This window comes from Pseudodesulfovibrio sp. S3, assembly GCF_004025585.1.
In the GTDB taxonomy this organism is placed as follows: Bacteria; Desulfobacterota; Desulfovibrionia; order Desulfovibrionales; family Desulfovibrionaceae; genus Pseudodesulfovibrio.
The window spans coordinates 337,305-353,882 of record NZ_QTZO01000001.1; the positions used below are offsets into that span (position 1 = coordinate 337,305).

11 protein-coding genes are annotated in these 16,578 nt (G+C 55.2%); 3 read left to right on the forward strand and 8 right to left on the reverse strand.

The window, feature by feature from the left end; all coding sequences use genetic code 11:
- Positions 1-43 precede the first annotated feature (43 nt).
- The gene (locus DWB63_RS01720) at positions 44-916 is read right to left on the reverse strand and encodes a hypothetical protein (protein ID WP_241648535.1); all 873 of its coding nucleotides are present in this window, start codon (positions 914-916) and stop codon (positions 44-46) included.
- Positions 917-1,036: 120 nt separating this feature from the next.
- On the reverse strand, positions 1,037-4,246 hold the full coding sequence (locus DWB63_RS01725; protein WP_128327070.1) for a DEAD/DEAH box helicase: 3,210 nt from the start codon (positions 4,244-4,246) through the stop codon (positions 1,037-1,039).
- Positions 4,247-4,444: 198 nt separating this feature from the next.
- Here DWB63_RS01725 and DWB63_RS01730 point away from each other — a divergent pair, with 198 nt between their 5' ends.
- Positions 4,445-6,082 (forward strand): peptide-binding protein, encoded by a 1,638-nt coding sequence (locus tag DWB63_RS01730; protein ID WP_128327071.1) that lies wholly within the window; start codon positions 4,445-4,447, stop codon positions 6,080-6,082.
- A 17-nt stretch (positions 6,083-6,099) separates the two neighbouring features.
- The gene (locus DWB63_RS01735) at positions 6,100-8,310 is read left to right on the forward strand and encodes a bifunctional (p)ppGpp synthetase/guanosine-3',5'-bis(diphosphate) 3'-pyrophosphohydrolase (protein ID WP_128327072.1); all 2,211 of its coding nucleotides are present in this window, start codon (positions 6,100-6,102) and stop codon (positions 8,308-8,310) included.
- An 87-nt stretch (positions 8,311-8,397) separates the two neighbouring features.
- Here the strand turns inward: DWB63_RS01735 and DWB63_RS01740 are convergent, their stop codons facing one another.
- The 5 genes from DWB63_RS01740 to DWB63_RS01760 form a co-directional block, all read right to left on the reverse strand.
- The gene (locus DWB63_RS01740; RefSeq protein WP_128327073.1) at positions 8,398-8,790 is read right to left on the reverse strand and encodes a cytochrome c3 family protein; all 393 of its coding nucleotides are present in this window, start codon (positions 8,788-8,790) and stop codon (positions 8,398-8,400) included.
- Positions 8,791-9,038: 248 nt separating this feature from the next.
- Positions 9,039-10,802 carry an amino acid ABC transporter permease gene (locus DWB63_RS01745; RefSeq protein WP_128327074.1) on the reverse strand — a complete coding sequence of 588 codons (1,764 nt, stop codon included), beginning with the start codon at positions 10,800-10,802 and terminating at the stop codon, positions 9,039-9,041.
- Between the two features lie 73 nt (positions 10,803-10,875).
- Positions 10,876-11,700: an ABC transporter substrate-binding protein gene (locus DWB63_RS01750; protein ID WP_128327075.1), complete on the reverse strand. Its 825-nt coding sequence runs from the start codon at positions 11,698-11,700 to the stop codon at positions 10,876-10,878.
- Positions 11,701-11,773: 73 nt separating this feature from the next.
- Entirely contained in the window at positions 11,774-12,502 is a 729-nt protein-coding gene (locus tag DWB63_RS01755; protein ID WP_128327076.1) for an amino acid ABC transporter ATP-binding protein, read from the reverse strand.
- 165 nt (positions 12,503-12,667) lie between these two features.
- Positions 12,668-14,029 carry an L-serine ammonia-lyase gene (locus tag DWB63_RS01760; RefSeq protein WP_128327077.1) on the reverse strand — a complete coding sequence of 454 codons (1,362 nt, stop codon included), beginning with the start codon at positions 14,027-14,029 and terminating at the stop codon, positions 12,668-12,670.
- Positions 14,030-14,552: 523 nt separating this feature from the next.
- Here DWB63_RS01760 and DWB63_RS01765 point away from each other — a divergent pair.
- The gene (locus tag DWB63_RS01765; protein ID WP_164879741.1) at positions 14,553-15,854 is read left to right on the forward strand and encodes a glycosyltransferase family A protein; all 1,302 of its coding nucleotides are present in this window, start codon (positions 14,553-14,555) and stop codon (positions 15,852-15,854) included.
- 68 nt (positions 15,855-15,922) lie between these two features.
- On the opposite strand, the gene DWB63_RS01770 is transcribed toward DWB63_RS01765, so the two are convergent.
- Positions 15,923-16,303: a response regulator gene (locus tag DWB63_RS01770; protein ID WP_128327079.1), complete on the reverse strand. Its 381-nt coding sequence runs from the start codon at positions 16,301-16,303 to the stop codon at positions 15,923-15,925.
- Between the last annotated feature and the right edge of the window lie 275 nt (positions 16,304-16,578).

Here is a 16,578-nt window from a genome sequence, read left to right on the forward strand (position 1 = left end):
GGTGTGAAAAAGGGCGAGTCCACAACGGATTCGCCCTTTTTTGTTACGCTTTTTTGCGCGTGTATTTCGAATTGCTGGAATAGAAGGTGTTGTAAACCAAGGTAAGGATACAGGCGAAGAGTGCCGAGCCGATGCCGATGAGCACGTTGTAGTAAGGCGGAGCGGTCAGGGCCAGCCGGATGAGCAGGGTGGCCAGGGCGAACCCGGAGTTGCGGAAAATCGCCCGGAATTCCGGCAGGAACCGTTGGGCGATGAGCACCAGCAGGATGTCGCTGAATATCAGGACCGTGTAGAAACTCTGGAAGAAATGGAAGGGCTGTCCGCCCTGAAGGAAGATCAGGCTGTTTTTCAACCCCATGCCGATGAATATGCCGAGCATGACCAGGGCCACGACTTTTTTGGCCGCCACGAATTTGAAGAGGGTCGGGCCGCCCTTGAGGGTTTCGTCCAGTTTCTGCCGGAGCAGGGTGTAGACACCAAGCAGGGCAAAGATGATCACTGCGCCGCCGCCGTCGGCTATGATGATCCAGAGTTCCTGTTCATGGCCGCTGACGCTGATCGGTTCCGGGAAGTCGGCCAATGCCTTGAAAGCACTCCTGAGTAAGATCAGGGCCAGGATTTCAAACTGTTTGCCCACGGCCTTGGAAATGGAGCAGGGCAGGGTGAAGATCAGGCTGACGACCTCTAAAACCAGGACCAGCGTAAAGGCCAGGTTAATGGCCATGTAGTGACTGGTGGGTATCAAGTCTCCCACCGGGCCTGCGATCCAGCCTTGGCGTTTTATTTCAATCGCTCCGAGGGTCAGGGCGAAAACGACCACCAGGAAGCCAGCCACCGTCCGCTGTGTGGAATCTTTTTCCCAAAAAAAATGCAGCGGATCAAAGGCAAAGGTCGCCCAGTCATAAAGTGTGTTCATGGGATGTTTCATGGAGCCTCTGCATCTAGAGTGATCAGTCAAATCTTCATGGGACAGTCAAGACGATCTATCAGGAGTACGTATATGAGTAAATAGGAATGTTTACTATATTCTCGACCGCTATATATCGAACAGCATTTCCAGATCGTCGCGAGTCAGGCTCTTGAGTGCGGATTGTCCGGGTATGATCGCTTCGGCAACGCCCTTCTTCTGCTCCTGGAGCTTGAGGATGCGTTCTTCGACAGTGTTCTGGCAGATCATCTTGTAAGCGAAGACCTGACGTTTCTGTCCGATGCGGTGGGTACGGTCAGTGGCCTGGTTTTCCACGGCCGGGTTCCACCACGGGTCGTAGTGGATGACGTAGTCCGCGCTGGTCAGGTTCAGGCCGGTGCCGCCCGCCTTGAGGGAGATCAGGAAGATGGGAATGTCCGGGCTGTCGTTGAAGCGGTCCACCTGTTCAAAGCGGTCCTTGGAGGAGCCGTCCAGATAGGTGAAAGGAATCTCGCGTATCTGCAACCAGTTGCGGATGACGTGGAGCATCTGGACGAACTGGGAGAAGACGAGCACCTTGTGGCCGCCCTCGATGATGTCCGTCACCAGATCCTTGAATGCGTCGAATTTTCCGGACGGCAGGTTGGTGCTGAAGCCGGGCATATCCAGTTTGAGCAGACGCGGATGGCAGCAGATCTGCCTGAGTTTGAGCAGGGCGTCCAGAATGGACATCTGGCTCTTGGCCATGCCTTTCTCGTCCACGTCCCTGAGAACCTGATCCTTGAGCTTCTTGGCCAGGGCCGTGTACAGCTCGCGCTGTTCATCCACCAGTTCGCAATAGTGGGTGGTTTCGATCTTGGGCGGCAGATCCTTGGCTACTTCAGCCTTGGTGCGGCGCAGAATGAAAGGTTTTACGCGGGTGCGCAGATAGTCCAGGGTTTCTTCGTCGCCATCCTTGATGGGTTTGACGATGCCGCGCTGGAAGGAATGCTGGGATCCAAGGAAGCCGGGCATGAGAAATTCAAACAGGGACCACAACTCGAACAGGTTGTTCTCGATGGGCGTACCCGACAGACAGAGGCGCAGCCCTGCATCGAGTTTGCGTACGGAGCGAGCCGTAATCGTGTTGGGGTTCTTGATGTTTTGTGCTTCGTCCAGGATGACGGTGGCGTAATCGAATTTGAGCAGTTCATCCAGATCCCGCCGCAGCAGGGCGTAGGTGGTGATGACCAGGTGGGAGCCTTTGATGTGCTGGAACAGCCCTTCGCGCTTGGCTCCGTAAATGGTCAGCCGTTTCAAGGTCGGGACGAATTTCTGCGCTTCGCGTTCCCAGTTGGGCAATACCGATGTGGGCACGATGATCAGGTTCGGGCCGTCGATACCTCTATCCACCAGGGACTGGATGTAGGACAGCGTTTGGATGGTCTTGCCCAGTCCCATTTCATCGGCCAGAATGCCGCCGAAACCATATTCGCGAAGGAAATTGAGGTAGCTCAGCCCCTGAACCTGGTAGGGCCGCAGGGTGGCCTGCAAGGCCTTGGGCTGCTCAATGATCTTGATCTGATCGAAGTTGTTGATCTTTTCCTTGAGTTTGACAAAAAACTCATCGGTCTGGGCCTGCGGCAGATCTTCAAGGATTTTTTCGAGCACCGGGGCCTCGAACTGGTTGAACTGCTGCTTGGGGGGCTTTTCCGGGTCAAACCCGAGGGCCTTGAGCTTGTGGCCCAGCTTGTTGAGCCAGGATTCAGGCAGACTGGTGTAGGAACCGTCCTTGAGTTGGACATACCTTTTGCCCTTGGTCCACGCTTCCCATATGAGTTCGATGGGGACGCGTTGGTCGTCGTATTCCACGGACAGTTCGAGGTTGAACCACTTTTCCTCTTCGTCGGTCTCCACTTCGGCCACCACAATGGGCTGCGTGGTGCGCACCTTGTAGCGGGTCAGGTTCTGCTCGCCGAAGACGCGATAGGCTTCCACGAGTTGCGGGTAGTAATCGAGTAGAAAATTGATGGCCTCTTCCTGCTCCATGAACCAGATGTGATTGTTTCTGGCCTGGAAATTCATGTCCTGCAACTCGGCGAACAATTGCGCTTCTTCGTCCTGGGCGCGGCGGATGAGATAGGACTTGCCGCCGTCGTGATAACTGCCCGTCTGCAGGTCCGGGTTCGGGCCGGGCATGATGAATTCGCCGTGCTCATTGGTGTAGATGTTCTGGATCTTGAGCACCAGCAGGCTGCCTTCTTCGTCCAGGTAGAGCTTGGGATCGTACTCGGCATCCTGGAAGATGGGGCCGACTCGCTCCAGGAAATCCTCTTGTCCGTAGAGGTCGGATACGGGAATCTGGGTCCAGACGCGGTCCAGGAACTCGGAAACGTCGGCATGCGGTACAATGGGCTTTTTCTCGACCATGCCCTGGACGAGCTTGGGGTCGAGTCCGGTCTGCACGGGGTAGAACGAGTTTTTGTAGTAGACCCACAGCGGCAGCCTTCCGTAGAAATAAATCTCTTCCTCATCTGTGATGGGGAAGGGCATTTTGTCCTCTCGGGCCAGCAGGATGTCGAAGGCCAGACCGTCCTCGCTCAAGGAGGGTGAGAGCTTCAGTTGCATGGTCTTGGACTCGATGGATACGGGCTGATCTGTTTCGCGCAGGTACAGGTAGTACTCGCCCTTGATCGCCCTGAAAAACCAGGAGTGGAGACCGGCCGGGATTTCAACCTTGTGGCCCCAGTAGTCGAGAAAATGGCCGATCTGTTCGGCTACGCCCGGCAGGGCCGGGGAGGTGTCTGACCAGTCCGGATTCTCGACGATCTGGGCCAGTGTGATTTCATTCTGGACCTGGGAGATACCGGATTTGTTCTGGCGGGCTCGGAAGAAGGCTACCTGGAGCCGGCCGAGTTCGGGATAAATTCTGTATATGATATAGTGGCGTCCCGATTCCGGCTCCAGTTCGGTGGCGAAGAAGGGGCGAAAGGTTTGCCGCCAATCCGTGCGCGGAATGGGCATTTCACCGCCGGATTCGGTGTCCAGCGACTTCAGGAGTTTGACCGCCGTGGCGGCCACATGCCGACAGACCCCGGAGAAGGAGTCCGGGCAGTTGCAGTAGTAATTAATGGTTTTTTCGGTCAGGTTCAGGCCGATTTCCGAAGTATAGTTCTGGAATTCATCGCCATGCACCTGTCCGTCGATGTCCCAATACTGATCTCGTTTTTTGAGGTCCAGTTTGGTCACACCTTTATCGGCAACAATTCCATGCGCGCTTTCCAGGATATAATCCGGGATGCTGTCGCCGATGAATTTTTGCAGTATGGATTTGACTATCTGTTCTTCGCCGTTGCTCATTCAGGGGACTCTTCCGTTCACTTGTCGATGAAATAGAACAGAACTTCTTACATATATATGGGACAATGGGCAAGTCGCATTTGTTTCCCTTATGTCGGTATGGATGCTTGGCTTTTCATATCCGTTGGTCCATACTGAACCCAGCATGCAATGCTCCTTTAAATATATGGTCCAACCAACTTACTTTTGCAAGAGAAAATGAGAGTTATCAATCTATTCGCCGTTACGTTGTGTCTGATATTGCTCTCAGGGTGTTCAGACGGGAGTGGTCCGGCCACGCCGGTTGCTCCGGTCAATCCGGAGAGTATTCCCGCCGTGCCCGAGCATGGAGGCACGCTGGTCCAGCCCATGCTTGGTGAGCCGAGCAATTTGATCCCTCCCCTGTCCTCGGACAGCGCCTCGTTTACCATCTGCAGTCAGATTTACGTCAGCCTGCTCAAGTACGACAAGGACATCAACCTCATTCCCTATGCCGCAGAATCCTACGAGGTCCTGAACGACGGCAAGCTGCTTCGGTTCAAGGTACGGGAGGACATATACTGGACAGACGGTGTCCAGCTTACGGCCGAGGATGTGGAGTTCACCTACAAGCTGATGATCGACCCGAAAACGCCTACGGCTTATGCGGGCAATTTCAAGCTGGTGAAGACGTTTCGCCGTACTGGAAAATTTACTTTTGAAGTGGAGTATGACCAGCCTTTTGCCAATGCCTTGATCACTTGGGCCATGAACATCCTGCCAAAACATGCGCTTGAGAATGAAGATTTGCTCGACACCAAATACAGCCGCGAACCACTGGGTGCCGGGCCATATAAACTCAAGGAATGGGTGACCGGCAGCCAGATCACCCTTGAGGCCAACGAAAGTTTTTTTGAGGGCAAGCCCTACATCGACCGGATTGTCTACCGTATGATTCCGGATATGGGAACCCAGTTCCTGGAGCTCAAGGCGGGCAGTCTCGACACTATGGCGCTGGATCCGTTGCAGTACCTCTACCAGACCTCCGGGCCGGGCTGGGACGGGAGTTTCAACAAGTTCAAGTTCTTGGCCTTTGGTTACTCTTTTCTCGGTTTCAATTTTAAGCACCCGTTTTTTCAGGATGTTCGCGTTCGTAAAGCCATTGACTACGCTATTGACCGTCGGGAATTGGTCAAGGGGGTGCTGTACGGCCTGGGTGAGGCGGCAAACGGGCCGTACAAGCCGGGAACGTGGCAGTATAATGCCACCATCAGGCCGCGAGAATTCAATCAGGAAAAGGCCAGGCAACTTCTTGCCGAGGCGGGCTGGATCGATTCTGATGGCGATGGTTGGCTCGACAAGGATGGTAAGTCCTTTGCTTTTTCCATCATCACCAATCAGGGCAATACCCAGCGCATCAAGACCGGGGTGATCATTCAGCAACGGCTGAAGGATATCGGCATAAAGGTTGAGTTGAGGACCGTGGAATGGGCGGCTTTTCTCAAGGAATTCGTGGACAAAGGACGTTATGATGCCTTGATTTTGGGATGGAATATTTTACAAGACCCAGATATCTATAATGTTTGGCATTCCTCCAAGGCGGTTGACGGCGGCCTTAACATAATTAAGTATATTAATCCCGAATTGGATGCGTTGTTGGAGCGCGGTAGGCACATGGTGGTGCAGGAGGAACGCAAGCCCGTATATGATGAAATACAGCAGATTCTCTACGACGAAGTGCCTTATTGTTTCCTCTACATTCCCATGTCTCTGCCCATAGTTCAGGCACGTGTGCAAAATATCAAGGCGGCCCCGGCCGGAATATCCTATAATTCAGAAAAGTGGTGGATACCACGGACGTTGCAGCGGCAACCTTAAAGAGAGAACGGACTTATATGATTCGCATCAATGAGATCACCGACAAGGTGGCGTCATATATCGACAACCCCGATCTGGATCTGATTCAGCGGGCGTATGTCTTTTCCGCCCAGGCCCATGACGGCGTGGTTCGGCGGTCCGGGGAGCCGTATATTTCCCACCCCATGAATGTGGCCTATCTTCTTGCGGACATGCAGCTTGACGAGGCCACGGTGGCTGCAGGGCTTTTGCATGACACCGTGGAGGATACCGATACCTCCGTTGACGAGATCGAAGAGCTGTTCGGGGCCGATGTGGCCGATATCGTGGACGGGGTGACCAAGATCAGCAAGATGGATTTCGAGTCCAAGGCCGTGCAGCAGGCGGAGAACATCCGCAAGCTCATACTGGCCATGGCCGAGGATATCCGTGTGCTCATGGTCAAGTTGGCCGACAGGCTCCACAATATGCGCACGCTGGAATATATGAAGCCGGTCAAGCAGCGGCTCATTGCCCAGGAAACGCAGGATATCTATGCTCCCCTGGCCAACCGGCTGGGTCTGCATCGGGTCAAGACCGAGCTGGAAGATCTTTGTCTGCGGTATCTGAAACCGGACGTTTTCGATCAACTTTCTGAAGCCGTATCCGAACACCGGGCAGCCGGTGAGCCGTATATCGAGAAGGTCATTGGGCTTATCAACGAGATGTTCAAGAAGAACCGGATAAAGGGCCGGGTCTTCGGGCGCACCAAACACCTGCATTCCATCCATGTGAAGATGGAACAGCAGGAATTGACCTTCGATGAGATATTCGACCTGATAGCATTTCGCATCGTTTTGAAATCCTTGAAGGACTGCTATGCTGTGCTGGGCCTTATTCATGCGGCCTGGCGGCCCGTTCCCGGTCGGTTCAAGGACTATATTTCCATTCCCAAGGCGAACATGTACCAGTCGCTTCACTCCACGGTCATAGGCCCGGACGGTGAGCGTATCGAATTCCAGATTCGTACTGAAGAGATGCATCAGATCGCAGAAAACGGTGTGGCCGCCCACTGGCAGTACAAGGAAGTGGGTAAGGGGGCCAAGCGAGGCAAGACAGCGGGCAGACGCGATGCCGAACGGTATTCCTGGCTCAAACAGATCATGGATTGGCAGCGGGAACTGTCTGATCCGCGTGAATTCATGTCCTCTCTGCGGCTGGAGATGTTTCAGGAAGAGGTTTACGTATTCACGCCCAACGGTGACATCAAGGAATTGCCCGAAGGCGCCACGCCTGTGGACTTTGCCTATGCCATCCATTCCGAGGTCGGGGACAAATGCGCTGGTGCCAAGGTCAATGGCCGTATCGTGCCTCTCCATTCCACGCTCAAGAACGGTGATTCCGTTGAGGTCATCACGGACAAGAACCGGGTGCCCAGTCGGGACTGGCTCAAGTTCGTCAAGACCGCCAAGGCCCGCACCCGGATCAAGCATTATATCCGTACCGTTGAGATGGAGCGTGCCATCAGTCTGGCCAAGGACATGCTGGAGAAGGAAGGGCGTCGGGTCGGCATCAACGTTCAGAAGGCCCTCAAGGACAGGGACTTCCTGCAACTGGCCGCAGAGTTCAACTGTGGGAGTGTGGATGAACTCCTGGCCCAGATAGGTTTTTCCCGGTTCACGCCGCGCAAGGTGCTCAAGCGGTTCTATGCCCTCATGCATCCCGGCGAAGCCTTGGACGAGCGCAAGATCAAGGACAAGGCGGAAGCCGAGGCCCGTTCAGAAGCCGAAGCGGAATCGGCTGCCGGGACCAGCGCCAAGAAGAAGCCCAAGACAGAAGGGCTGCAAATTTCCGGCGTTGACAATGTGCTTGTCCGTTTTGCCAGTTGCTGCAATCCCCTGCCGGGTGAGCCCATTCTGGGATATATCACCCGTGGCCGCGGCGTTACCGTACATCGTATCGATTGCCCCAACATCTCCAATTTTGAAGATGAGCGTCTCATTCAGGTAAACTGGGAAGGGGTCGAGGAGAAACCGTATCCGGCCAAAGTCAAGATCAAGTGTCTGAACAAGCCGGGGATGCTCGGCAAGATATGCTCCATGTTGGCCGAAATGGAAGTCAATATCGACCACGGCAACTTCGAGTCCAAGGTGGACGGCACCTCTATCTTGAATTTTACCGTGGAGGTCACGGATCTCAACCAGCTTTATTCGGCCCTGGCCGAGGTGAAAAAGCTCAAGGCGGTCAAGGAAGCCCTGCGCGTTTCCTAGATCGGTCATGTCGGCATATTCCCCTGAAAGCCCCGCAAATGAGCGGGGCTTTCGTTTTTGGGGGGTAGGATGGCGAGGGAATAGGTTCTACTTGGGGTGGCAGGATCCGCAACTTACCGGAACAGGCTTGCCATTCTTCTTCACTATCTTGTGGCAGCCGAGGCAGCTGTTTTCCGTCTTCTTGGAATGGAAAGCAGTGTAGAATGCCCTGGCGTCCTTCTTTCCGGGTTGATCGTGACAGCCGGAAGTGGAGCATTGCTTGATGTCGCTCGTGCCGTCCCAGGTGTGGTGACAGGTGACACATTCGACCTTGGCTGCGTCGTGCTTCGCGTGGGAGAAAGTGACGTGTGTCTTGGTGGCAGCGATACCGTCCGGCGGTCCGAGCTTCAGTTCGCCCGGTGCCTTGGGTGCGGCCGCGGCCAGACTGGCGCCCAGGAGCAGGGTGCAGATTGTCAGGGTGATGGTGGTGAAGCGGTGCATACAAACCTCCAGCGGTTGTTGTTCAGGTATGCACTGACTGTCGCAATGATCGTGCCGAATGTATTCTGTTGAAATGATGGTGTTTTATGTGTGACTTGTTATTGGCGTGTACCGTTTTTGCGCACGGGTGCGCGCAGTTGCCCTGACTCAAGGAATAGAAGCGGTTGTCGGGTGGGCCTCACATCCCATCGGAGACAAAAAAGGGGAAGCGGTGTGCTTCCCCTTGAGTGATTCAATTGTTCCGTACGTTACATTTCGATGCGTACGGTTTCCGGGCTGAGTTTCCGTTCCAGTCGTTTGGCATAGAGCGACAGGACGTAACTGCATACGAAGTAGAGCACCAGGACCGTGGTGTAGATTTCGAACGGGTGGATCATGATCCGGTTGTTGATGGCATAGGCCGCTCGGGTCAGGTCCATGTAGCCGATGATGTATACCAGGGAGGTGTCCTTGAAGGCCGCGATGAACATGCCGACCAGGGCGGGCAGCATTTGCTTGAGCGCCTGTGGCAGGACGATCTTGCGCATGGTCTGGAAGTAGCTCAGTCCCGATGCCTTGGCTGCCTCCACCTGTCCGGGCGGGATATTCTGGATGCCGCCGCGTATGGTCTCGGCGATATAGGCTCCGAAGAAGAAGGTCAGGGCGATGGTGCCGGCCCAGAAGGGGTGGAGCTGGAGTTTGAGGACGAAATCCAGGATGACCTGGTAGAACCAGAACAGGACCAGGATGAGCGGAATGCCTCGCACCAGTTCGATATACAGGGTGCAGGGAATGCGGATGGCATGGCTTCTTGCCGTGCGTCCCATGCCGACGATCAACCCGATGATGAAGCTGCCCGTGATGGACATGACGGCCATGAACAGCGAGCCGGACAGGCCGCCGAGGCCGTAAAAGAACTCGGTGGATTCTCCGTGGGGGAAGCGCCAGATGAGCAGGGCGGGCAGGTTGGCCCAGATGACCTCGTAGTTGAAGCCCATGAGTCCCTTGAAGAGCATGTAGAGCAGATAGCCCAGAACGGCCACGAACAGGACTTTGGCCCCTATGGTGACGGCTTTGACCGAGGACTTGATCAGTCGGGTGATCGGCGAGACGGTCTTTTTGTCCGGGGAGCGGCGGAAATGCCACAAGACATATTCCAGCCCCCGGCCCACGATATCCATGGGGATGAATAGGACGTCGGCGATCTTTCGCAACGTGGTGGTCGTGTCCTGGGGCATTATTATGAGTCGTTCGTTGATGATGTTCATGATCCAGGCGATGATCAGCGAAAGCAAAAGGTAGATCATCGTGGCTGCGATGATGGATTCGAAGGTGCGGTAGGTCAGAGACAGCACTTCCTGCATGGCCCAGAAAAGTTCGGTTACGCCGATGGTCATGGCCAGCGACGTGTTCTTCATGTTGTTGAGGAATTCACTGCCAAGGGGCGGGATGATCTCGCGGAAGGCCAGGGGCAGTATGATCTTGCGCAGTGTCTGGGGGAAGCTCAGGCCCGAGGAGTAGGAAGCCTCCAACAGCCCTTTGGGAATGGACTGGATGCCTGCACGGATGATTTCGGCCATGAACGCGCCGGTAAAGATGCCGCAACCGATGGTGGCGCACCAGAATTCGAAATCCATTTCAAAGAGCTTGAAGCGGAGTTCCTCCGGGAAGGCGTAGGGCAGGGCGAAGTTCCAGAAAAAAAGTTGGATGAGGAGCGGGGTGTTCCGGAACAGTTCCACATAGCAGGTGGCGACCCAGTATACCGGCTTGAAACTGGACAGCCGGGCCAGACCGAAGAGGGTGCCCATGATCAGTGCAATGGCGGCCGAGTAGAGCGTGATGGTCAGGGTTGTGTTGAGGCCGTTGACAATGAGGTGGCCCATGTGTCCGTATTGGCCTTCAACGAAGAAGACGGCCCAGTCGAAATTGTATTTGAATTCGAAAATGAAGGTGAAATAATAGGCAACCAGGCTGGCCATGGACAGCAGGCTGAGGTTCTGGACCCAGGCTTTTTCGAAATACCGTTTAAACATCGTGCTCTTTTTATGGAAGAAGGTCCCGGAGTGAAATGCTCCGGGACCCGTTATCAGGCTTTAAGCTCGCAGCTTAGGGCCACATTTCGATCTTGGAAGTCATGGGGAAGGGGTAGGCGGAATCAGGACCGAACCACTTGTTGTAGATGGTCATGTAAGTGCCGTCTTTCCACATATCCTGAATGGTGAAGTTGATGGCGTCGCGCCATGCGGAATCGTCCTGGGGCAGGCCGATGCCGTAAGGCTCATCAGAGATGAATTCGCCGACCAGTTCGAACTGACCGGGAACCTTGGCGGCGTAACCGAGCAGGATGGTGGAGTCTGTGGTGATGGCCTGTACGCGACCGGAGCGCAGGGCCTCGAACATGGCAACTTCACCGTCGTAGCCGGTGACCTTGGGGTCGGCGTTGCCGAGTCCCTTCAGGTATTCGGTGGCGTTGACGATGGAGGTGGTGCCCTGCATGGAGCCGACCTTCATGGAAGCCAGATCCTTGATGTCCTTGACGGTGCCTTTCTTGGCCAGGAACTTCTGGCCGTCGAAGAAGTAGGTGATGGAGAAGTCGATCTTTTCGTCACGTACGCGCTTGTGGGTCATGTTCGACAGGACCATGTCGACCTTGGGCGGGTTGGTCTGCACGAAGGAAATGCGGGTGTTGTTGTTCACAACGGTCTTTTCCAGTGTTGCACCAAGACGTTTGGCGATCTCGGTGGCCATGTCGACGTCGAAGCCGACCCATTCGTTCTTGTCGTCGATGAAACCGAAGGGAATGCCCTGGTTGGTGATGCCGGCCTTGAGGACCTTGGTGGACATGACGCGATCGTAGGTGGGACCTGCGAAAGCCACGGATGCGGCCATGACCAGCAGTGCGGCCAGAGCAGTGATTTTGAGAACTCTCATTTACCTCTCCTGATAGTTGAGTCCGTATGAAAAAGCCCCTGGCGGACACCGTGTCCGGCAAGGGCGAAAATCCTTAGTGGCTGAGAATCTTGCTGAGGAAGTCCTTGGTCCGATCCGATTGCGGATTGTGGAAGAATTCCTCGGGCGTGTTCTCTTCGACGAGATAGCCGTCGTCCATGAAGATGACCCGGTCCGCAACTTCGCGGGCAAAGCCCATTTCGTGCGTGACGCAGATCATGGTCATGCCCTCGCGGGCCAAGGATTTCATGACGTCCAGAACCTCGTTGATCATTTCCGGGTCAAGGGCGGAAGTGGGTTCGTCGAAGAGCATGATCTTTGGCTGCATGGCCAGGCCGCGGGCAATGGCCACGCGCTGCTGCTGTCCGCCCGAGAGCTGTGAAGGATACGCGCCGGCCTTGTCCGGGATATCCACCTTTTTGAGCAGCTCCATGCCAATGGATGTGGCGTCCCCACGGCTCATGCCGCGAACCAGGGTCGGGGCCAGGGTGATGTTTTCCATGACCGTCATGTGCGGGTAGAGATTGAATTGTTGGAACACGAAACCCACCTCGGCACGAAGCAGGGTCATGTTGGTGCGGGGATCGGAGACGTTCATGCCGTCTACGACAATGTCGCCTTCCTGAATCGGTTCCAGCCTGTTGATACATCGGATCATGGTGGATTTTCCGGAGCCGGAGGGACCGCACACGACCACGACTTCACCCTTGGTGATGTCGAGATTGATATTCTTGAGAACCTGAAAGTCCCCATACCATTTGTTGACGCCTTTGAAAGAAATCACTGTGAACTCCGGGAATAGAAATGGGCAAAAAACAAGAGATATTTATAACTGAAACAGGTGGGAAAAGCAATCGTTATTCAGGTTGAGAGCATTGCTACAGAAGCTTGTTCTGCTTTGCAGCTCCTGGCGGGTACGGTCGCGTTAATTCATATCTTTTGGATAATGTTAACATTCCGTGAAGCTTACCGCCAACCCTGCAAGGGAAGTTTCCTTGTATTTTTGCGACATGTCCCGGCCGGTCTGGGCCATGGCCCTGATGGCCTTGTCCAGGTCCACTTTCTGATAGGATTCATCCAGGGTGGAGGCGATGAGGTAGGCATTGAAGGCTTTGACCGCTCCCATGGCATTGCGCTCGATGCAGGGAATCTGGACGAATCCGCCCACAGGGTCGCAGGTCAGGCCCAGGTGGTGTTCCAGAGCGATTTCGGCGGCGTTCTCGGTGATCTGAAAACGGTAGCCGCGGGCATAGGCAAGCAGGGCAGCGGCCATGGTCGAAGCCACTCCCACTTCTCCCTGGCATCCAACTTCCGCACCGGAAATGGAGGCGTTGTGCTTACACAGAAAACCGATGGCGCAGGCGGCCAGGAGACCTTCGCGGAGTTCGGTTTGCAGGGCTCCCATGTGTCGTTTCAGCATGAAGACGATGGCCGGGATGACGCCTGCGGCTCCGCAGGTGGGGGCCGTGACCACGCAATGGCCGGCTGCGTTTTCTTCGGAGGCGGCCAGGGCGTATGCGTTCAGGGCCTTGAGAAAACCCGGCCCTTGGAAGTATTCCTGCTTTGCGCGGTTGTACAAAATGGCTGCTTTGCGTTGCAGGCCGATGGGGCCGGGCAGCACCCCGTTGCTTTGAATTCCCTGTTCCACGGCTTGTTCCATGACGGCGATGATGTGATCCATTCCATCATTGACTTCATCTTCGGTCGCTTTGGTGATGGCTAATTCGTTTGCCATGACAAGTTCGTGGAGGCGGATGGAGTTCTGGCGCAGGTGCGCCTTCAGTTCAGCCATGGTGTTGTATGGATAGACAGGGTCGCCGCAGATTGGTTCGTGCCAGCCTTCCCAGCGCAGGAATCCGCCGCCTACTGAATAGTAGATGCGCTCCAGAAGCACGTTCTGCCCGGACTTGAGCCGAAAGATCATGGCATTGGGGTGGGCGTAATCGTGCTGGACAGCATCCATGATGATGTCGCCCGGCGCATAGGACAGACACTTGCCGCCCAAGTCCAGCTCAAATGCCTTCCCCTTATCCATGAACTGTTCCAGCGTGTCGGACCGGCAGGTGTCGGGTTGGGAACCGAGCAGGCCGGACAGGATGGCACGCGGGGTGCCGTGTCCTTCACCCGTGGCGGACAGGGAGCCGAACAGTCTGATTTCAAGGGCGTCGGCGCTCTGGCGGTCTTTGTCCGGCAGTTCTCGGATCATGTTCATGAAATCGAACCCGGCTTTCATCGGACCGATGGTGTGGGAACTGGACGGACCAGGGCCGACCTTGAGCAGTTCGAACAGGGAAGTGGTGATGGGGGTCATGGTTCTTCATTTCCTTATGGTATTTGTTGGCAGTAATCATACAGTAAGTGCCGATTGAGGAGAAGCCTTTTTAATGCCGTGCCCCCTGCAAAGGGACTCTGGATGGAACGGAAATTGTATTCTACCCTATTCGGGGACCATGTTTTTGACAGTCGGGTCATATGTTGACCAAAGATAGTAAGGAAAAGATCACCACGTGAAGGATTATCTCTCCATCGGGACAATCGGGCATAACCATCTGCTGTCGGCTGCGCAAAAGGCGTTTCAATTGGCCGGAAATGCAGGTGCGCCTGATGATGCGGCTTCCCTTGTTTCCACCGGGGCCAGTCTTTTTGGCATGGCTTGGGCTGAGTTTCCACTTAATGTTCCCCTTGCTGCCGAGCTTGTTCGCCTTTCTGAAATGTTCTCCTGCGATGCGCTCACGGAGAAGGGAGTACAACTCGCCCGAAGGCTGGTTCGAACCAATGCGGTTGAAGGTCCTGTTCAACCCGGTTTGCTGTTTGGACAGGGGGATTATGATGGCATGAGTCTGTTCTTTGAGGCCAACACGGATGCGCGAGCATTGGTGCCCATGGTCGGGCAGGCGTATCAATTCCAGGGGGTGCTCTCCAACTGGGACTGGCTTGAGGAGTATCTCAAAAAGATAGTGGCTCCGCTAGATCCAGAGATAGCCCAGCTGTTGATGGGTGATGTTTATCTGGCTGGGGGCAGGTACGCCTCGGCGGTATCGGTTCTGGAGGAACTGGTCAGGCTCTACGGCATCCGGGGGTGGGGTTTGCGGCTGGCCGCAGCTCACGCCTTGGCCGGTGAAACCACGCGAAGTTTGGAATTGCTCAAGGCCATCCTGACGGATTTCCCCATGCACACTTCCGCTCTGCTGTATATGGACAGCTTGGCGTTTCCTGTTCAGCGGTCTGCCCGGTTGCAGGGGAAGTGCGTGGTCAGTATTTATTCTTACAATAAAGCCGAAGAGCTTGCCCGGACCCTTGACAGTGTTCTGGCTTCGGATCTGGGAAGTGGCGTGGGTGATATTTCTGTCCGCGTCCTGATCAACGGGAGCGGTGACGATAGTCTGGCCGTGGCAGAAAGGGCGCAAGCCCGGTTTGGCGGCGTCATGGACGTGGTGGCCCTGCCTGTCAATGTGGGCGCACCGGCGGCTCGGAACTGGCTGCTCGACAGTGCAGTACGCGACGGTGCCAGATGGATCGTCTATCTTGATGACGACGTGCTGGTGCCTTCGGATTGGCTGTATGGGTTTGCCGCGGGCGTGGAGTCATTCCCTGACGCAGGCGTATGGGGTTGCCGGGTGGGCGATGCCAGTTCGCAGAGTCTGACTCAGCATGGTGACGGGTTTCTTCTCGGCCGGGAGGATGCGGCCCGCACGCAGCAGAGCCTCGTCCTTCAGGAACCCTGTGTCGAGTGCTTGATGCCGTCGCTCCTGTCTTACCGCAGGTACGCTGCCTCCGTGACCGGATGCTGCCACCTGTTCGAGGTGGAGAGTCTCGTCCAAAGCAAGGGGTTTGATATTCTTTTTTCGCCCAGCCAGTTTGACGACCTTGATCTGGACCTGAGACGACTGGTTCAGGGTAAACCTGCCGCCTACCTGGGTGACGTTCATATCGTGCATCTGCGGGAGTCCAGCCATTTTCAGCAACTTTCGGATGGGGCTGTCATGCGGAGCGAAGCGCATCGGCATATCCTGGAAGAGCGGCATGTTTCCCGGCTGGATGCATTGCTCAATGTGCAGTCGGCCCTTGTCGAGGCGGATCTTGATGTCAGGCGTGCTCGCCTCCGTGAGGCTGGATTGTTGCCCGTCGGCCCGTAGCTGTCCCCAGCAGGGTATCAAAGTCCTGCCGGAATCACGGGTATCACCTCTGATGCCCGTTGGTTGTTTCAAGAATGCGGCTTTGTCCCGGCCATATTCCTGATTTTTTCCCAGAGTCGATCCAGGGGGACAGGTTTGTGGAGGTAGTCAAAAGCTCCTGCCTTCATGGCTTGCATGGCCTTGGACATGTCTCCACCCCCGGTCAGAAGGATAACCCCTACCCCACCGAAGTTCCTGCGGATGATCTTGAGCGTTTCCAGCCCGTTCAGGTCAGGCATGTTCATATCCAGCAGGACCACGTCCATTGGATCTGTTTCCAGTATTTCGTATGCATCCACTGCGTTCGACGCCGTATTTACCGATGCCCCCAGGCGGCGCAATCGCCTGGAAAGGGCAAGGGCGAAATCGGCTTCATCATCTACAATCAGGACGCGTATGGAAGTCTGCACGATATTCACTCCGGTTTCAGCCGGGACAATACAATGACCATGCCAGTGACGTGTGGACCGTATGGTGTTCGATACTTTTTTATCCAGTTGAAGCTTTCAGAATATATCTGTTTATAGAGCATGTTATGGTGTGATGGTTCTGTTTTAACCAATGGGGTCTTCTTGTTTTATTTTTTGATTGATCAGGAGAAACAAGCGGGTATGCATTTAGATGGGGCATAACGCCCCACTCTGTGCTAAGGTGTCATCGAAAGCTTCCCCTTCACAGGGGCTCC